This is a genomic window from Streptomyces sp. Je 1-79, from assembly GCF_025195125.1.
Lineage (GTDB): Bacteria > Actinomycetota > Actinomycetes > Streptomycetales > Streptomycetaceae > Streptomyces.
Genome location: NZ_JAMGSL010000007.1, coordinates 285,857 through 302,338 on the forward strand (window position 1 = coordinate 285,857; position 16,482 = coordinate 302,338).

Annotated in this window: 18 protein-coding genes and 1 pseudogene; 12 read left to right on the forward strand and 7 right to left on the reverse strand. The window is 71.5% G+C overall.

Going from position 1 to position 16,482, the window contains the following annotated elements; genetic code table 11:
- Window positions 1-74: 74 nt before the first annotated feature.
- Together M5362_RS16490 and M5362_RS16495 are read right to left on the reverse strand one after the other, a co-directional pair.
- Window positions 75-362: pseudogene (locus tag M5362_RS16490) on the reverse strand (site-specific integrase); the annotation flags it as partial.
- A gap of 202 nt (window positions 363-564) precedes the next feature.
- On the reverse strand, window positions 565-1,368 hold the full coding sequence (locus M5362_RS16495; protein ID WP_260228300.1) for an alpha/beta fold hydrolase: 804 nt from the start codon (window positions 1,366-1,368) through the stop codon (window positions 565-567).
- A 133-nt stretch (window positions 1,369-1,501) separates the two neighbouring features.
- On the opposite strand from M5362_RS16495, the gene M5362_RS16500 reads away from it, so the two are divergent.
- Window positions 1,502-2,125: a TetR/AcrR family transcriptional regulator gene (locus tag M5362_RS16500; protein WP_260228301.1), complete on the forward strand. Its 624-nt coding sequence runs from the start codon at window positions 1,502-1,504 to the stop codon at window positions 2,123-2,125.
- A 333-nt stretch (window positions 2,126-2,458) separates the two neighbouring features.
- Here M5362_RS16500 and M5362_RS16505 read toward each other — a convergent pair whose 3' ends face one another.
- Window positions 2,459-2,818, reverse strand: coding sequence for a hypothetical protein (locus M5362_RS16505; RefSeq protein WP_260228302.1), 360 nt, complete (start codon window positions 2,816-2,818; stop codon window positions 2,459-2,461).
- 949 nt (window positions 2,819-3,767) lie between these two features.
- On the opposite strand from M5362_RS16505, the gene M5362_RS16510 reads away from it, so the two are divergent.
- Window positions 3,768-4,106, forward strand: a complete 339-nt coding sequence (locus M5362_RS16510) for a helix-turn-helix domain-containing protein (RefSeq protein ID WP_260228303.1) — start codon at window positions 3,768-3,770, stop codon at window positions 4,104-4,106.
- Window positions 4,107-4,447: 341 nt separating this feature from the next.
- On the opposite strand, the gene M5362_RS16515 is transcribed toward M5362_RS16510, so the two are convergent.
- Both M5362_RS16515 and M5362_RS16520 read right to left on the reverse strand, forming a co-directional pair.
- Window positions 4,448-5,344 (reverse strand): RNA polymerase sigma-70 factor, encoded by an 897-nt coding sequence (locus M5362_RS16515; RefSeq protein ID WP_260228304.1) that lies wholly within the window; start codon window positions 5,342-5,344, stop codon window positions 4,448-4,450.
- Between the two features lie 35 nt (window positions 5,345-5,379).
- Window positions 5,380-6,588, reverse strand: coding sequence for an NAD(P)/FAD-dependent oxidoreductase (locus tag M5362_RS16520; protein ID WP_260228305.1), 1,209 nt, complete (start codon window positions 6,586-6,588; stop codon window positions 5,380-5,382).
- 207 nt (window positions 6,589-6,795) lie between these two features.
- Between M5362_RS16520 and M5362_RS16525 the strand changes: the two genes are divergently transcribed.
- The 8 genes from M5362_RS16525 to M5362_RS16560 all read left to right on the forward strand — a co-directional run bounded on the left by M5362_RS16525 (window position 6,796) and on the right by M5362_RS16560 (window position 12,446).
- Complete coding sequence (locus tag M5362_RS16525) at window positions 6,796-7,470, forward strand: TetR/AcrR family transcriptional regulator (RefSeq protein ID WP_260228306.1); 675 nt, start codon at window positions 6,796-6,798, stop codon at window positions 7,468-7,470.
- A 320-nt stretch (window positions 7,471-7,790) separates the two neighbouring features.
- Complete coding sequence (locus M5362_RS16530; protein WP_260228307.1) at window positions 7,791-7,994, forward strand: cold-shock protein; 204 nt, start codon at window positions 7,791-7,793, stop codon at window positions 7,992-7,994.
- Between the two features lie 293 nt (window positions 7,995-8,287).
- Window positions 8,288-9,820: a DEAD/DEAH box helicase gene (locus M5362_RS16535; RefSeq protein WP_260228308.1), complete on the forward strand. Its 1,533-nt coding sequence runs from the start codon at window positions 8,288-8,290 to the stop codon at window positions 9,818-9,820.
- Window positions 9,821-9,891: 71 nt separating this feature from the next.
- The gene (locus tag M5362_RS16540) at window positions 9,892-10,236 is read left to right on the forward strand and encodes an SCO5918 family protein (RefSeq protein ID WP_260228309.1); all 345 of its coding nucleotides are present in this window, start codon (window positions 9,892-9,894) and stop codon (window positions 10,234-10,236) included.
- Window positions 10,237-10,468: 232 nt separating this feature from the next.
- Window positions 10,469-10,816, forward strand: coding sequence for a helix-turn-helix domain-containing protein (locus tag M5362_RS16545; RefSeq protein ID WP_260228310.1), 348 nt, complete (start codon window positions 10,469-10,471; stop codon window positions 10,814-10,816).
- A 95-nt stretch (window positions 10,817-10,911) separates the two neighbouring features.
- A complete protein-coding gene (locus M5362_RS16550) occupies window positions 10,912-11,322 on the forward strand; it encodes a VOC family protein (protein ID WP_260228311.1) in 411 nt (136 codons plus the stop codon).
- A 27-nt stretch (window positions 11,323-11,349) separates the two neighbouring features.
- Window positions 11,350-11,805: a helix-turn-helix transcriptional regulator gene (locus tag M5362_RS16555; RefSeq protein ID WP_374214478.1), complete on the forward strand. Its 456-nt coding sequence runs from the start codon at window positions 11,350-11,352 to the stop codon at window positions 11,803-11,805.
- A 14-nt stretch (window positions 11,806-11,819) separates the two neighbouring features.
- Window positions 11,820-12,446 (forward strand): glyoxalase, encoded by a 627-nt coding sequence (locus tag M5362_RS16560; protein WP_260228313.1) that lies wholly within the window; start codon window positions 11,820-11,822, stop codon window positions 12,444-12,446.
- Window positions 12,447-12,504: 58 nt separating this feature from the next.
- On the opposite strand, the gene M5362_RS16565 is transcribed toward M5362_RS16560, so the two are convergent.
- A complete protein-coding gene (locus M5362_RS16565) occupies window positions 12,505-12,804 on the reverse strand; it encodes a hypothetical protein (RefSeq protein ID WP_260228314.1) in 300 nt (99 codons plus the stop codon).
- A gap of 184 nt (window positions 12,805-12,988) precedes the next feature.
- Here M5362_RS16565 and M5362_RS16570 point away from each other — a divergent pair, with 184 nt between their 5' ends.
- Window positions 12,989-13,687 (forward strand): PP2C family serine/threonine-protein phosphatase, encoded by a 699-nt coding sequence (locus tag M5362_RS16570; RefSeq protein ID WP_260228486.1) that lies wholly within the window; start codon window positions 12,989-12,991, stop codon window positions 13,685-13,687.
- A 4-nt stretch (window positions 13,688-13,691) separates the two neighbouring features.
- On the opposite strand, the gene M5362_RS16575 is transcribed toward M5362_RS16570, so the two are convergent.
- Window positions 13,692-15,107: a hypothetical protein gene (locus M5362_RS16575; RefSeq protein WP_260228315.1), complete on the reverse strand. Its 1,416-nt coding sequence runs from the start codon at window positions 15,105-15,107 to the stop codon at window positions 13,692-13,694.
- Window positions 15,108-15,286: 179 nt separating this feature from the next.
- Between M5362_RS16575 and M5362_RS16580 the strand changes: the two genes are divergently transcribed.
- Entirely contained in the window at window positions 15,287-16,246 is a 960-nt protein-coding gene (locus M5362_RS16580; protein ID WP_260228316.1) for a D-2-hydroxyacid dehydrogenase family protein, read from the forward strand.
- Window positions 16,247-16,482 lie beyond the last annotated feature (236 nt).

Here is a 16,482-nt window from a genome sequence, read left to right on the forward strand (position 1 = left end):
TAGGAACAAGGTGACGGTGCGGGGCAGGAGCCGGACGGGTGGGGTGGCAGACCTGCCGCCCCACCCATCGAGGATCAGGGTTCGCGCGCCAGTCTCGGCGCGGCCACCGCCTTCTGGCGGGCTGCTCGAACCCGCGCGTCGATGCCTCCGGCGACCTCCTGCTGGCGTTCGTCGTCGGAGTGCTGGTAGATCATCGCGGCCTTCTCCGAGGACTGGCCGGCGCGGACCATCGTGTCCTTGAGGGTCGCGCCGGACTGCGTGGAGAGGGTGTGGCCGGTGTGGCGCAGGTCGTAGAAGCGGAAGTCCTTCGGCAGGCCGACCTTCGCTCGGGCCTTGGCCCACTTGCGGCCGAAGGGGCGTCGGCACGGGCGAAGTCGCCCTGGACGATGTCGTCGTCCTGGTTGGTCTGCCCACCGCCGATACTCTGGCGCTCCCGCCAGCTCTCGACGCCGAAGACCCATTCGTGGATGCGCATTCCGCCGTCGCCGAGCGGGTTGTCGGGACCGGAGTCGGGGCTGGCGACGAAACCGTCCAGGGACATCCCCAGGCTCGCGAAGACCTTGCTCATGCCCGCTCCTTGGCGGTGAGGAAGGCGGCCAGGGCCGGGGCGAGGAGGCCGGGGGCGATGGTGTGCTCCTGGCCGGGGAAGATCTGGAGGGTGAAGTTGTCGGCCAGGCCGGCGAGTTCGCGGGCGCCGGTGAGCATGTGGGGTGCGCCCGCGTCGCCGCTGCCGACAAGGACCGGCACGGTCACGGCCTGCCAGCGGTCGGTGGGCAGGGGGCGGCCGGACATGGTGTCGCCCATGATCCGGCCGTCGTAGGGGAGCGTGGGGGCGACGGCTTCCATGTCCGCCCAGAAGGGGGCCTGGCGCATGCCGTCGACGGCCTCGACAGGCATGCCCACCGCGGCGGTCATGAAGTAGGCGGCGGCGTCGCCGTACGCCCCCCGTTCCACCAGCTCCTCCAGGTGGGCGACGTAGTCGGCGGGCAGCGGCGGACGGCTGTCGTCGGTGACGAAGGGCGGCTCGTACAGGGCCAGCCGGGTCACGGCGCTGCCCCGGGCCGCCGCCTCAAGCGCCAGCACGGCACCGGAGGACATGCCGAACAGCATGGCCTCGCCGCCGGCGTGCTCGATCAGCGCGTCCAGGTCCTCGACCTCGTGCCGCACGTCGTACACCGGCCCGTCACCGCTGTCGCCACGGCCCCGGCGGTCGTAGGTGAACACCGTGAAGTGCTCGGACAGCAGGCCGGCGAGTTCCGCCGACGCGTGCCGCGTCATGAAGGCGCCGCCGACGAGTACCAGCGCGGGGCCGGAGCCCCGCTGCTCGAAGGCGATGGCGGTGCCGTCGGCCGAGAAGACCTTGTCCATGTGAGACCCCCATAGGTACGCGGTCGGCCGGGAAGGCTCCCGCTTCGGAACTGGACGGTACAGTACCCATGCGAGTACTGGTCAGTCCAGTACTCTTCGGAAGCGGGAAGACGACGGACATGAGGAGTCGACGATGGACAGCCGTTCAGCACGCAAGCACCAGGCGATCCTGGACGCCGCGACCACCGTGTTCCTGGACAAGGGGTACGCGGGGACGAGCATGGACGACATCGCGAAGCTGGCCGCGGTCTCCAAGCAGACCGTCTACAAGCACTTCGCGGACAAGGAGAAGCTCTTCTCCGAGATCATCCTGGCGACCACCGACCGCATCGACAGCGTGATCGATCTGGTGGCCGACGTTCCCTCCACGGCGGACGACCTGGACGAGAACCTGACCCGTCTCGCCCGCCGGCTCCTGGCCACCCTCACCCGACCCGAGGTCATCCGGCTGCGCCGGCTGATCATCGCCAACGCCGACGCCTTCCCCGCGCTCGGCGCCGCCTGGTACGAGCAGGGATTCGAGCGGGTCCTGGTCACCCTGGCCGCCACCTTCCGGCACCTCACCGACCAGGGAGTACTCCGCGCCGACGATCCCGTGCTGGCCGCACACCACTTCGCGGGGCTCCTGCTGTGGATCCCCGTGAACCAGGCCATGTTCCACGGCAGCGCCCAGCACACGGAAGCCGATCTCGACCTCTACGCGACAGCCGGCGCCCGCACCTTCCTCGCCGCGTACCGCGCTCCGGTCACTCCGTGAGATCTGGCGGCCACGCCCCACCGCCGCGCTGCCGTTCGTGCTGCGCCTGGCAACGATGCCGCAGGTCCCGAGTCGCTACCTGGCGCATCCACCGACTCGGCCAACGCCACACACCCGGACCCCGCGCGCAGGCGGCCATGGCCCGCAGCACCGCACGAATCCCCGTCGGCCCGACCCCCACGCCACCGCCATGCTCGGCGCCCCGGCGGCGGTCTGACCCGTGACCCACGGGCAACCGTGAGCTGACCCCCGAACAGCCAGGAGGGCCCGGCCGGCAGCCGCCGGTCGGGCCCTCTCGCGTATCGGTGGGCAGGTGTCTCTACGGGCGCGACGTCAGTGATCGGAGTAGCTGAAGTCGCCCATGGTCCAGGCGCTGACGTCCGCGATCGAGACGCGGTACATCCCACCCGTCTCCGGGATCCCCACCGTGCCCTGAAGGATCCGCGCCATGTGGAAGTGCAGATGCGTGGGCGGCCCGTCCCTCCGTGTTGTAGCGGTGAAGACGGCGGAGAACCCTCCCAGGCGGGCCGAGTCCGCCAGGACCTCCGAGACCCGCTGCCTCCACACCGCTTCGGGCGCCAGCCGGCCGGTGATGACAGCGCCACCGGTGACCACGGTCAGGGACATCTGATTGCTCTGCCCGGACTCCACCAGCGTGGCGACGTCAACGAGCAGCTCGTCAGGCTTCGACATGAAACCCGATCCTATTCAGAGGTCGCCCGGTCCCCTCAACCGGTCGCGCCACCGGGCGAGAAGGGCAGTCACTCCTCCCGCCGCTCTGGCGGCGTTCCGACACGACGAGGATCACGGTGTCGGCTGGCTGGGAGGCGGGCGCCGGACCCGCGTCACTGCTCGAAGTCGATTACCTACCCAGCGGACACACGGAAATCTATGTCGGCCGGAGTAGACATTGGGCCGCGGCGTAGTTATGGTTTCTCTCGTAGCCCAGAGAGACAGCAGGGCCTGGCAGAGACGAACTGCCGGCAAGCAGTACCAGCAGTACACGTAGTTGCAGTGAGCAGGACGGTGCGGTGGTGGAGTTCCGAAGCCAGGGCTTTCGCAGGATGGCGACGGGGCTGGCTGCCGGACCGGGTGGCCCGCAGTGATCAGGGGCCGCCGCAAGCGGGACCGCGGTCATGGCAGGTGCGGTACCCGTGAGTGCAGTACGCAGTACCCAGCAGTGAAGTGAGGCGGTACCTCGGTGAAGGCGTCGGCTGCGGGCGCGCGCACCGGGAAGTTCGGCAGTGGGGTTCCAAGCCAGAGCAGACGCAGGACGGGCAACGGGGCTGGCTGCCGAAGAGTGGCGCTGTCAGAGGCCACTGAGCAGTTCGCATCACCAGCAGTACCCGCAGTACGCAGTACCCCGTAGTAAGTAGTTGATCACCGAGGAAGAACGGAGGAACCCGCGCCATCAGGATCGCCCGGGCGGAAGCCTGAGCCCGGGTACCGCAGGACATCGATAGTGAGGTGGTCTCCGGTCAAGCAACCGCGATCCCCGCACCCCCGACAGCAGCCAGGTCGGGTCTGCGGACACAGAAAGCCGGCGCAGTAGCAGGGCCGGCAGGTGGTGTAGTAGTTCCTTCGGGGCCCTGGTGCCAGTACGGCGCCAGGGCCCCTCAACGCGTTTCCCAGAGAGGTGCAAATGACAGCGGATGACTCGTACGGCCGTCTTGACGACGACGACTACCCCGCCTACACGATGGGCCGGGCCGCCGAGATGCTCGGCACCACACAGGGCTTCCTCCGGGCCATCGGCGAGGCCCGCCTGATCACCCCGCTGCGCTCGGAGGGCGGTCACCGCCGCTACTCGCGCTACCAGCTGCGCATCGCCGCACGGGCCCGGGAACTCGTCGATCAGGGCACACCGATCGAGGCCGCCTGCCGCATCGTCGTCCTCGAAGACCAGCTCGAAGAGGCCCAGCGCATCAACGCCGAATACCGCCGCGCCGCCACATCCGACGCGCCACCGGACTCGGCTTGAGGTGAGTCCGCCCGCCGTCGGCATCGACCGACAGGTGCGACCCGAGGGCTTGGCGGAGGATTGCTCACGAGCAGATGCCCGCGCGAGGTCCGCCCCCATGCCGGTACTACGAGTGGCCTGGTAGGCGCCGTACGCCCGGCCTGCGCGGAGCACTGACAACTTCCTCCCGGCACGTTGAGCGTCGGTCGGCGCTGTCGGCGTCGGCCGGAGAGTTCATGCCGGGAGTTGCACATCAGGCCGTCGACGCCTGTCGAGACCGCTCCCACTCGGGCGGGAGTGTTCGTACTCGACTTCACCGCCAGTAGCCGCGGGTCCTCCAGCACGGGTAGTGCGTCCGCTCCTCAGTGGAGGGTGAGGGGGGTCGCGGAGGTGACGTGGGAGAGCTTCTGCGGGTTGCGGACGTAGTAGAGGCCGGTGATGCGGGTGGCCTCGACGTGGATCGCCATCACTCCGTCGATCTCGTCGTCCAGGCGGACGAGGAGCGCCGGGCTGCCGTTGACCACGGTGGGGGCGACGGTGATCCTCCGCTCGTTCCTGCCGAGGCCGCCGAGCATGTAGCGGGTCACCCTGTCGGCGCCGGCGACCGGGCGCAGCGCGGCCTGCTTGATGCCGCCTCCGTCGCTCATCAGGACGACCTCCGGGGCGAGCACGTCGAGGAGGCCCTGGGGGGTCCCGGTCTCGAGCGCGCGCCGGAACTCTTCCAGAGCCGCCCGGGTCACGCTCGCCGGGACCGCCTGGCGGGGGCGGCGGGCATCGACGTGGCGGCGGGCGCGGTGGGCGATCCGGCGGACGGCCGCGGGGCTCTTGTCGACGGCGGCGGCGATCTCGTCGTAGCCGAGGCCGAAGGCCTCGCGGAGGACGAACACGGCGCGCTCGGTGGGCGACAGCGTCTCCAGGACGAGCATCATCGCCACCGACACGCTCTCGGCGAGCTCGACGTCCTCGGCCACGTCCGGGACGGTGAGCAGCGGCTCCGGCAGCCAGGGGCCGACGTACGCCTCCCTGCGGCGCTGCAGGGTGCGCAGCCGGTTCAGCGCCTGCCGGGTCGTGATCCGGACCAGGTAGGCGCGCCGGTCGCCCACCTGCCCCAGATCGACCTCGACCCATCGCAGCCAGGTCTCCTGGAGGACGTCCTCGGCGTCGGCCGCCGATCCGAGCATCTCGTAGGCGACGGTGAAGAGCAGGTTGCGGTGGGCGACGAAGGTCTCGGTCGCCGGGTCGTCGGCGTGGTCGTTCATGTCCGGTCCTGAACCCTCCGCGTGTGTCTGCTCGGTCAGACCGCTGCCCGCGGCGCGGTGGCGGGTGCCTCGGCCTGCCTGGCCCGGAGCAGTCGTTCGCGTGCGGGGCCTCCCGAGACGCGGTGCAGGCGGTACCCGCCGGGCTTGCCCGCCTCGTCGGCCAGGTGCTTGACGACGCTGACGCACACGACCTCCTTGAGCTTCGCGCCCAGGCGGCCGTCGATGTTGAACCACACCGCGACGTCGGACCGGTTGGCGAACTGGAAGATGCCGTCGCCCCGGCCCAGGCTGATGCACTGGGCGGCGAACGACTGGTTGAGGGTCTCGGGCCGCTCCCCCGCGATCCGGCTGAGCACCGTGTCGGCGGCCCGCGCGCCCATCGGCATCGCGGCCTGGCAGCTCATCCGCAGCGGCAGGTCCGACGGCGCCGCCGAGTCCCCGGCCGCGATGACGCGTTCGTCGTCCACGCTGGTCAGCGTCTCGTCCGTGAGCAGACGGCCCAGGGCGTCGGTCCTCAGCCCGCTGCGTACGGCCAGGTCCGGCACGCCGAAGCCGACGGTCCAGATGGTCACAGCGCTCGGCAGCTCGCGGCCGCCGCTGAGCCGGACGGCCTCACGGGTCACCGCCGTCACCCTGGTGTCGGGGCCGTCGAGCACGGTCACCCCGAGCCTGGCCAGGCGCCGGGCGACCGAGCGGCGGCCCCGGGGGTGCAGGTACGGGCCGAGGACTCCGCCGCAGACCAGGGTGACGGCGCGGCCCGCCTCCGCCAGTTCGGCGGCGGTCTCGATGCCGGTCGGACCGGCTCCGACGACCGTCACGGCGGCCGTCGCGGGCGCGGCGTCGAGGACCGGCCGCAGCCGCCCGGCCTCCTCGAAGGTGCCGATCGGGTAGGCGAACTCGGCCGCCCCGGGCACGCTCGGGTCGGCGCTGCCGCTGCCGACCGCGTAGACCAGGTAGTCGTAGCCGACCGTGGAGCCCGACGCCAGCGTCACGCGGCGGCCGGCGGCGTCGATCCGGGTCACGGTGTCGACCACCAGCCGGACGTCCTCGCCCAGGACCTCCCGGTAGTCCACGACCGCGCCGTCCGTCCCGCCCACCAGCTGGTGCAGGCGGATCCGGTGGACGAAGCTCCGGCGCGGGTTGATCAGCGTCACCGTCACGTCGCCGCGCTGCGTGAGGCGGTTGGCCGCCATGACTCCGGCGTACCCGCCGCCGATCACGACCACATCGATGTTCTCGTTCATGGTGTGTCCTCCGCTTCAAGGGGTTCGGCATCAAGACACCGACGGCCCGGTTTCTGTGACAGGTACGGCCATGTGAGCTACGCGACAATCGAGTTCACGTCTGTGCTGTCACTGCACTGCTGTGCAGCGACTGCACGAAGATATACTTATTTCCTGAGGGGACGTCAAGCCCCCGCCGACCCACCGACCTGGGAGCGACAGTCCACGATGACCAGTGACGATCCGGCCCGCCGTGGTGGCCGTGAAGCGCAGCGACGCCGCACCCGCAAGGCGATCGTCGACGCGGCGGTCCGGCTGAGCGCCGGCGGAGCGACGCCCTCCATCGACGAGATCGCGGCCGCCGCCGACGTGTCACGGCGCACGGTCTACGCGTACTTCCCGAGCGTCGACCACCTGCTGATCGACGCGACCGCCGGCGCGCTCAACGAGCCCCCGGTCGAGCAGGTCCTGGCCGACCCCTCGATCTCCGACGACCCCGCGGCCCGGGTGGACGCCCTCATAAGGACGCTGTTGAAGTACTCACCGCAGTCGCTTCCCCTCGGCCGCCGGCTGATCCGCCTGACCGTCGACACCCCGGCGAGCGAGACTCCGGAACCGGCCGCCCCGCGTCGCGGCCCCCGCCGGATCGAATGGCTGGAGCAGGCGTGCGCCCCTCTGCGCGGCACCTTGAGCCAGGAGGCGTACCAGCGGCTGATCTCGGCCCTGACGATCGTGGTCGGCTGGGAGGCGCAGATCGCCCTGCGCGACGTCCGCGGCCTTGGCCCGCAGGCGGAGGAGGAGGCCATCACCTGGGCGGCGCGAGCCCTGGTGGAGGCGGCGATCAGGGAGCACGAGGCGGGCGGCGCGCAGGGCGACAACCCCCCGCGCACCGGCCGGCAGTGACAGCGGACCGCGACCGGAGCGCACGCCAGGTGAATTGAATACCTGTGTTCGCGGTCTCAGGATTTAGCAGTCCCCGCAGGGAGAGTTTTTCACGGCACCACACAGGGAGAAATGTTCGACGAACATAATCCGCTGCGGCGTGCTACTGTCGGAGTCGGTTGCAGTTTTGGTTCCCAAAATTTTCAAGCGCCCCCGGGCCGGCCTCCGTGCCGCATGGGAGCGCTTTGTATTTCCGGGTCATTTTCCGGGCAGGGCATCATCGCGGCGACACGGCGTCCGTACCGTACGGACTCCGGTGCACTGCCCAAAGGAGAAATGACATGACTGCTGGCACCGTGAAGTGGTTCAACGCGGAAAAGGGTTTCGGCTTCATCGAGCAGGACGGTGGCGGCCCTGACGTGTTCGCCCACTTCTCGAACATCGCCGCCCAGGGCTTCCGCGAGCTCCAGGAAGGCCAGAAGGTCACCTTCGACATCGCGCAGGGCCAGAAGGGCCCGACGGCCGAGAACATCGTTCCCGCCTGACGCTGACGCGCCATTCGTAGCTGGGGCCCGCATCCCTCGGGGTGCGGGCCCCAGCTGCACGCATTCCGCAGTGACGTCACCTGCGGAACATAATGTTCAGGGGCACGGTCTCATGGATTTATTTTCCATGCGCCACCACCCCTTTACTGTCGCCCGCCTGCCCGCTTGCGCCGGCAATTGTTTCTCGGGCCCCTTTCGCTTTCGCATTCCATTCGGCCCGTGCCTGTGATTCCCTGCGCCGCTCATCCGCTGCCGGAATTCCTCGATACGCGCCGTATCGAGGAAGGTTCTGAATGAACCCCACACGCACGAACAGCCGCTCCTCCCGTGCCCGCCGCGAGGAGGGCCGGGCATACGGATCCTCCGCCGGTTCGAGCCGGGGCAGCCGCTTCGGTTCGTCCACGCCGAGCCGCTCGGGAACGCCCGGCCGCTCGGGCGCTCCCGGCCGCTCCGGCGGTTACGGGCAGCGGCGGTTCGCCGCGCCGCAGGGGGAGTTCGCCCTGCCGAAGACGATCACTCCCGCGCTGCCCGCCGTCGAGGCGTTCAGCGACCTCGACATGCCGAAGACCTTGCTGGCAGCGCTCACCGCGCAGGGCGTCTCCGTACCGTTCCCCATCCAGGGCGCGACGCTGCCGAACTCCCTGGCGGGCCGTGACGTCCTGGGCCGCGGCCGGACCGGCTCCGGCAAGACCCTCGCTTTCGGCCTCGCCCTGCTGGCCCGCACCGCCGGGCAGCACGCCGAGCCCCGTCAGCCGCTGGCCCTGGTTCTGGTCCCCACCCGGGAACTCGCCCAGCAGGTCACCGACGCCCTCACCCCCTGCGCCCGCGCCGTGAGGCTGCGCCTGGTCACCGTCGTCGGCGGGATGCCGATCGGCAGGCAGGCCAACGCGCTGCGCGGAGGCGCCGAAGTCGTCGTGGCCACCCCCGGCCGCCTCAAGGACCTCATCGACCGCGGCGACTGCCGGCTGGACCAGGTCGCGATCACGGTGCTCGACGAGGCCGACCAGATGGCCGACATGGGCTTCATGCCGCAGGTCACCGCGCTCCTGGACCAGGTCCGCCCCGAGGGCCAGCGCATGCTGTTCTCCGCCACCCTGGACCGCAACGTCGACCTTCTGGTCCGCCGCTACCTCACCGACCCCGTCGTCCACTCCGTGGACCCCTCCCAGGGCGCGGTCACCACGATGGAGCACCACGTCCTGCACGTGCACGGCGCCGACAAGAACCGGCTGACGACGGAGATCGCGGCCCGCGACGGCCGGGTGATCATGTTCCTGGACACCAAGCACGCCGTGGACCGCCTCACCGAGGATCTCCTCGCCAGCGGAGTACGGGCCGCCGCCCTGCACGGCGGTAAGTCGCAGCCGCAGCGCACCCGTACCCTCACCCAGTTCAAGACGGGACACGTCACCGTCCTGGTCGCCACGAACGTCGCGGCACGCGGCATCCACGTCGACAACCTCGACCTCGTCGTCAACGTGGACCCGCCGACCGACCACAAGGACTACCTCCACCGCGGCGGCCGGACCGCACGGGCCGGCGAGTCCGGCCGGGTCGTCACCCTGGTCACACCCCAGCAGCGCCGCGACATGACCCGTCTACTGACGGCCGCCGGCATCGTGCCCCGTACCACCCAGGTCCGTTCCGGCGAGGACGAACTCCGCCGGATCACGGGCGCCCAGGCCCCGTCCGGCATCCCGGTGACGATCACCGCGCCGCCGGCCGAGCGGCGCAAGCGCGGCGCGGCCTCCCGCGGTCGGCGCGGTCCCGCTTCGGCCGCCCGGCGCGGCACCGGGCGGCGTACCGCCGTCGACGCGGCGGCCTGACACCGCGCCCTCGCCCTGTCCGAACCGCCCCACCACGGCGGAACCGCCCCTTCCTCTCCCTGTGAGGCACCGTGCGCTGTGTCATCGCCCGCTTCCCCTTCGAGCTCACCAAGAGCGGCGTCCTGGACTCCATGAAGGGCGTCAAGCCCGAGGAGGTGACCGGCGAGTCCGTGATCATCGGCCGCCGCACCTACCCCGTCAAGCAGGTCGGCCAGGTCATCACCTCCCAGGACCGCCGCGATTTCAGCGCCGACGAGGTCGTCCGGGCCATGACCCGGCTCGGCTTCACCTGCCGCGGCCCTGCCCGCCCCGCCGCGCCCGCCCGCGCCCTCGACCCGCTCCAGCACGCCTCCGCGCTGCTCGGCGTCCCGGTCGGCGGTCCGGTCGGCGTCCCGGTGGGTGGTCCGACCGTCTGATCCGTAGCATCGAGAGGGCCCGACCGGCACACACCGGTGCGGGCCCTCCCGCGTTCCCAGGCCGAGGCCGACGACCTCCCCGACCCGACCCGCTCCCGCCGGAAGCCGGGTCGGGTCCGCTGACACAGAAGGCCGGCGCGGCATCAGGGCAGGCAGGTGGTGTAGTAGTTCCTTCGGGGCCTGGTGGCGTGCCGCATCCGGGCTCCTCCTCGCGTTTCGCAGAGAGGTGCAAATGACAGCAGACGACTCTTACGGGCGTCTCGACGACGACGACTACCCCGCCTACACGATGGGCCGGGCCGCCGAGATGATCGGCACCACCCAGGGCTTCCTTCGCGCCATCGGCGAAGCCCGTCTCATCACCCCGCTGCGCTCGGAGGGCGGTCACCGCCGCTACTCCCGCTACCAGCTGCGCATCGCCGCGCGCGCCCGGGAACTCGTCGATCAGGGCACCCCCATCGAGGCCGCCTGCCGCATCATCGTCCTGGAAGACCAGCTCGAGGAAGCCCAGCGCATCAACGCCGAATACCGCCGCGCCGCCGATTCGTCCGGACCCTCGGACCGGCCCGAGGCGCAGTAGTTCGGCCGGCCGCTCACCGACCGGCCAGGGCCATGCGGGCGACCGGTCAGGAATCGAGAAGCGGACCGGTTCGGTCCCCAACTAGCGTGGTGGGCATGGACATCACCATTCACACCACCGTCCTCCCGCAGGACGACCCGGACGCCGCCGTCGCCTTCTACCGGGACATCCTCGGCTTCGAGGTCCGCAGTGACGTCGGGCAGGGAAAGATGCGCTGGATCACCGTCGGCCCCGTCGGGCAGCCCGGGACCTCCATCCTGCTCGCGCCGCCCGCCGCCGACCCCGGGATCACCGAGGACGAGCGGCGCACCATCGTCGAGATGATGGCGAAGGGGACCTACGGGTGGATCCTGCTGGCCACCCCGGACCTCGACTCCACCTTCGAGAAGGTGCAGGCCGGGAACGCCGACGTCGTCCAGGAGCCGACCGAGCAGCCCTACGGCGTGCGGGACTGCGCCTTCCGCGACCCCGCGGGCAACCTCGTCCGCATCCAAGAGCTGCGCTGAGCCGTTCACCCGGAAGGGAGTCCCCCTATGTGCCATCCTGCGTGGATGAGCGCACTCACCGCGGCGCAGCGCCTCGACGACCTCGCGCGGCTGCGCCGTGTCCGCGACCGGATCGACCGTGAGTACACGCAGCCGCTGGACGTCGAGGCGCTCGCCCGGGGCGCCAGCATGTCGGCCGGTCACCTCAGCCGGCAGTTCCGGCTGGCGTACGGCGAGTCGCCCTACTCGTACCTGATGACCCGGCGCATCGAGCGCGCGATGGCACTCCTGCGCCGTGGCGACCTCAGTGTCACCGACGTCTGCTTCGCGGTCGGCTGCTCCTCGCTCGGCACCTTCAGCACCCGCTTCACCGAACTGGTCGGCATGCCGCCCAGCGTCTACCGGCGCCAGGCGGCGGACGGTGTCGAGGGCATGCCGTCGTGCGTCGCGAAGCAGGTCACCAGACCGGTCAGGAATCGAGAAGCACCGGCACCCGCGCCGTAACTAGCGTTGCGTGCATGAACTTCATCGAGACCGTCACCATCGAGGTGGCCGACAGCACGGCCGCCGACCGCTTCTACACCGTCTTCGGTCTGGGCGAGCAGGTCCGCCTGCGGGCCTCGGACGCTCCGACCACCGGCTTCCGCGGCTTCTCGCTGTCGCTCACGGTCGCCCGGCCCGCCGACGTCAGGGCCTTCGTCGACGCCGCCGTCGACGCCGGCGCCACGGTGCTGAAGCCCGCCACCAAGTCGTTCTGGGGCTACGGCGGCGTCGTCCGGGCCCCCGACGGGACGATCTGGAAGATCGCGTCGTCGGAGAAGAAGGACACCGGCCCGGCCACCCGGCGGATCGAGCACGTCGTGCTCCTGCTGGGGGCCGAGGACGTGGCCGCGAGCAGGCAGTTCTACGTCGAGCACGGCCTCACCGTGGCGAAGAGCTTCGGCCGCAAGTACGTCGAGTTCGCCGCGCCCTCCGGGCGCCTGAAGCTGGCGCTGTACGGGCGCCGCGCCCTCGCCAAGGACGTCGGCGTCCCCGTGGACGGCACGGGATCGCACCGGCTCGTCCTGGGCGGCGGCACCGCGTCCTTCACCGACCCGGACGGGTTCGCCTGGGAGCCCGCCGCCACGACGGCGGACCGCGTCTGACCCGACGGCGGACCGGGTCCGACCGGGGCCTGGCCCGCCCGCTGGGGGCCGTTCCCCGCTACGGGGCCAGGCGGACGAAGGCCACCTCGAAGTGGTCCACCGCGACCACCCGCTGGCCCTCCCGCTGCGAGGACTCGTCCCGTACCCGCGCCGCCTCCTGCTCGCTCTCCAGCATCGACGCCTCGTCCGCCCACAGGGTCAGCGACCTCGCCTTTCCCGTGGCCCGGTCCACGAGGTAGTACGCACCCCGGAAGCCCGGGAGGTTCTCGACCAGCTTGACGATCACCTCCGACTTGGCGGCGAGGTCGCCCTCGGGCGGAACCGGTGACCCCTGGTAGCTGCTCAGCCTCGCGAACATCGACGGTCGTCCTTTCCTCGGCCTTCCCGGCGGACGGGCGGCTCAGGACCAGCGTGCGACGGCGTGGCTCGACACGCATGCCGAGGCGTCCAGGCGGGACAATGGGGTACGGGCGGGGCCTGAGGAAAGGCGGGATGCCGTGGCGTCGTACGTAGCCGTGACCGCGCTCAGCCATGCCGGGCTGATGCGGGAGCACAACGAGGACAGCTTGGTCGTCGGTCCGTGGACGCTGTGCGGGACGGTGACCGAGAACCCCCAGACCCTGGTCTTCCCCCTGGGGAGATCGCTCCTCGTCGCCGTCGCCGACGGCCTCGGCGGGCAGCCCGCCGGCGAGGTGGCCAGCGCCCTGGTGGCGCGCCGGCTCGCCGCCATCGGACCCGCGCTCGACGGGACGGAGACCGTCACCGAGGCGCTGAACCTCTGCAACCGGGCCGTGTACGCGGCCGCCGAGGACCGTCCCGAGCTGGCCACCATGGGGAGCACGGTCGCGGGAGCCCTCGTCCTGGAGCGGTCGCTGCTGTCGTTCAACGTCGGCGACAGCAAGGTCTTCCACGTCTCCCGGGACGGTTTGCGCCAGGTCAGTGTGGACGACAGCCCGCCACCCGTGCCCGGGCACCGTACGACGTCGGCCGTCACCCAGACCCTCGGCGGCAGCCACGCCTTCGAGGCGGTCACCCCGCACGTCGCCGAGATCCCGCTCTCCCCCGGCGACCGCTATCTCGTGTGCAGCGACGGGCTGACCGACCCGGTGACGGACGAGGAGATCGACCGGCTGCTGCGGGACCACGACGACGGCAAGGCGGCCTTCGAGCTGTGGAAGGCCGCGATCGACGCGGGCGGGCCGGACAACATCACCCTCGCCCTCGTCCGCGTCGGCGAGTGAGCGATCAGGTCTTCCCTGCCGCGGGATCGCCGGGATCCACGGGTCCGGCGCGCTCCCCGGGGTCCACAGGGTCCGGGCCCCCGGACCCCCCGGGCCCCCCGGGTCCGCCGGGTCCGCCGGGTCCCGCGGGGGGTCGCCCGGGGTCGGCGTCCGCCGTGGGTTCCGGGTCCGCCAGGAACTCCGTCACCGCCAGCAGGAACAGCAGCGTCAGCGCCAGACCCAGCACCACCCAGCCCGTGGGGTAGCTCCACAGGATGTACGTCACGACGGCCGCGGCCACCAGGATCCAGGTGATCCACGCCCGGTGGCGGGTGATGAACGGGCCGACCGGGCCCGTGCGGAACCCCACGCGGTCGGCCGTCGTACGGGTCGCCGCGATGCCCGAGTGCCACAACTGCCGGACCACCGTGGCGGACCGGCCGGGGCCGGAGAGCCAGGCGGCGACGGCGAGCACCACCCCGAGGACCACGACCATCCGGATCGTCGTCCGCAGGAGCCGGACCATCGCGTCGTAGACGGAGCCGGCGGCCGGCTGCGAGACGGTCTCGGGCAGGGCGTTGAGATAGACCGTACGGAAGACGGTCAGGCCGATGGCGAGGACCAGGGCCGCGGCGGCGAAGCCGAGGGCCGCGGCGATCAGGGAGCGGCGCTTGTGGGCGGAGAGCAGTACCCCGCCCGCGGCGAGCAGGATGGCGATGACGGGCAGCCAGAGGCCCATGATCTGGAGCAGCCGGAAGCCGGTCTTCACCTTCCCGATGTCCTCGGACTTGAGGACCGTGAAGTCGGTGTGCACCTCGGGGATCTTCTCGGCGACCGTGAGGCCCGAGTCGACGAGGCGTGTCTTGACGCGTTCGATCACGGGCGCGAGGTCGATCGTCACCGTGTCGTCCTTGATCTCCACCGCGCCTTCGTCGCTGCCGGTCAGGGCGCGGACGACCGAGGTGTGGATCGCGCGGTTGGCGTCGGTCCAGACCGTCTCGAAGGCGTCGGAGGCGACGACCTCCTGTGTCTTGTCGTGGACGAAGCTCCGGACGGCGCCCTCCAGGGAGTCGCCGAGCCGGCCCAGGGCCTTCTCCAGGAGCGGGCGCTGCTCGGGGGCCACGCCCTCCAGGAGGTCCTTGAGGTCGATGTGCTCCATGACCGCGCCGGTGACCCGGTTGGCGACGGCGGCCTGGACGTCGGGGTCGGAGGCGAGCGGGGCGACCGTGTCGACGTAGCGGTCGGTGTCGCCCACCACGTCGGACGTCCAGGCGGCGACGATGCCCAGCGGGGCGAGGACACAGCCGAGGACGATCAGCAGCGCGGCGAAGAAGGAGCGCAGCCGGTGGCGGCGCACGGGCGGACGCGCGGTGTCCGCCTCCAGGGCGGCGACCCGCGCGCGGAGCGCTTCCAGTTCGTGGTCGGAGCCTGGTGTGTTCATGTCTCCGCTTTCCCGGGCATTCGCCGACATGGCTACGCATCAGGCCAATCCTCCGGTCGGGTGCGGGGGTTGTCGCCGCGGACGGGTCCGATCGTGGCCGGTCACCCGGGTGCCGCAGCGTCACCGCGCGGGGCCGGGGCCCCTGTCGTACGATCGCCGGCCGCGCGATCATGGGGGGCATGAAGCCGCGCTGTGCCGTACTCGACGACTACCAGGGCGTCGCCCTCTCCTCCGCCGACTGGAGCCCGCTCGCAGACCGTGTGGACGTACGCGTCCTGCGCGAGCACCTGACCGACCGGGACGCGCTGGTCGCCGCCGTCGGGGACTGCGAGATCCTCGTCGTCATGCGGGAGCGGACGCCCCTGGACGCCGAGCTGCTCGGCCGGCTGCCCAGGCTGCGGCTCGTGGTCACGTCGGGGATGCGCAACGCCTCCATCGACCTGACGGCGGCGGCCGCGCTCGGGATCACGGTCTGCGGTACGGCGAGCGGCTCGGAGCCGCCCGCCGAACTGACCTGGGCGCTGATCCTCGGCCTGGCCCGGCAGGTGCGGGCCGAGGCGCAGGGGCTGCGCGAGGGAGGGCCCTGGCAGTCGACGGTCGGCGCGGACCTGGCCGGGCGGACGCTCGGGCTGGTCGGTCTCGGCAAGATCGGCGGCCGGGTCGCCCGGGTCGGTCTCGCCTTCGGCATGGAGGTCCTCGCCTGGAGCCCGAACCTGACGCAGGAGCGGGCGGCGGAGCACGGGGTCGCGTACGCGCCGGGCAAGCGGGAGCTGCTGGAGCGCGCGGACGTGGTGTCGCTCCACATGGTGCTGTCCGAGCGGACCCGGGGGATGGTCGGGGAGGCCGAGCTGCGGGCGATGCGCCCGTCGGCGTACCTGGTCAACACGTCACGGGCGGGGCTGGTCGACGGCGAGGCGCTGCTGCGGGCGCTGCGCGAGGGCTGGATCGCGGGGGCGGGGCTCGACGTCTTCGCCACGGAGCCGCTGCCGGCCGACGACCCGTTGCGCACGCTGCCGAACGTCCTGGCGCTGCCGCACCTGGGGTATGTGACGCGGGGGAACTACGACCGCTACTTCGGGCAGGCGGTGGAGGACATCGAGGCGTTCCTGGCGGGTACGCCGATACGGACCCTGGGCTGACGCCGACCGACGGGGGCCCTGGGCTCACGTCCGTACGGGCGCCGGGCTGACGCCGGTACGGGCGCCGGGCTCACGCCGTCCGACGGGGCCCTGGGCTCACGCCCGTACGGGCGCCGGGCTGACGCCGGTACGGGCGCCGGGCTGACGCCGACCGACCGGGGCCCTGGGCTCACGCCCCGGCGCCCCCGCCCGCCCGGGGCGCCGGGGCCTGCCCGGCGTGCAGACGCTGAACCACC

Excerpts from the sequence above, each read along its gene's own strand:
- M5362_RS16500 (WP_260228301.1), top strand. The coding sequence starts at position 1,502 with ATGGACAGCCGTTCAGCACGCAAGCACCAGGCGATCCTGGACGCCGCG.
- M5362_RS16560 (WP_260228313.1), top strand. The coding sequence starts at position 11,820 with ATGAACTTCATCGAGACCGTCACCATCGAGGTGGCCGACAGCACGGCC.
- M5362_RS16520 (WP_260228305.1), bottom strand. The coding sequence starts at position 6,588 with ATGAACGAGAACATCGATGTGGTCGTGATCGGCGGCGGGTACGCCGGA.
- M5362_RS16550 (WP_260228311.1), top strand. The coding sequence starts at position 10,912 with ATGGACATCACCATTCACACCACCGTCCTCCCGCAGGACGACCCGGAC.
- M5362_RS16510 (WP_260228303.1), top strand. The coding sequence starts at position 3,768 with ATGACAGCGGATGACTCGTACGGCCGTCTTGACGACGACGACTACCCC.
- M5362_RS16575 (WP_260228315.1), bottom strand. The coding sequence starts at position 15,107 with ATGAACACACCAGGCTCCGACCACGAACTGGAAGCGCTCCGCGCGCGG.
- M5362_RS16580 (WP_260228316.1), top strand. The coding sequence starts at position 15,287 with ATGAAGCCGCGCTGTGCCGTACTCGACGACTACCAGGGCGTCGCCCTC.
- M5362_RS16555 (WP_374214478.1), top strand. The coding sequence starts at position 11,350 with ATGTGCCATCCTGCGTGGATGAGCGCACTCACCGCGGCGCAGCGCCTC.
- M5362_RS16535 (WP_260228308.1), top strand. The coding sequence starts at position 8,288 with ATGAACCCCACACGCACGAACAGCCGCTCCTCCCGTGCCCGCCGCGAG.
- M5362_RS16495 (WP_260228300.1), bottom strand. The coding sequence starts at position 1,368 with ATGGACAAGGTCTTCTCGGCCGACGGCACCGCCATCGCCTTCGAGCAG.
- M5362_RS16565 (WP_260228314.1), bottom strand. The coding sequence starts at position 12,804 with ATGTTCGCGAGGCTGAGCAGCTACCAGGGGTCACCGGTTCCGCCCGAG.
- M5362_RS16525 (WP_260228306.1), top strand. The coding sequence starts at position 6,796 with ATGACCAGTGACGATCCGGCCCGCCGTGGTGGCCGTGAAGCGCAGCGA.
- M5362_RS16515 (WP_260228304.1), bottom strand. The coding sequence starts at position 5,344 with ATGAACGACCACGCCGACGACCCGGCGACCGAGACCTTCGTCGCCCAC.
- M5362_RS16530 (WP_260228307.1), top strand. The coding sequence starts at position 7,791 with ATGACTGCTGGCACCGTGAAGTGGTTCAACGCGGAAAAGGGTTTCGGC.
- M5362_RS16505 (WP_260228302.1), bottom strand. The coding sequence starts at position 2,818 with ATGTCGAAGCCTGACGAGCTGCTCGTTGACGTCGCCACGCTGGTGGAG.
- M5362_RS16570 (WP_260228486.1), top strand. The coding sequence starts at position 12,989 with ATGCGGGAGCACAACGAGGACAGCTTGGTCGTCGGTCCGTGGACGCTG.
- M5362_RS16545 (WP_260228310.1), top strand. The coding sequence starts at position 10,469 with ATGACAGCAGACGACTCTTACGGGCGTCTCGACGACGACGACTACCCC.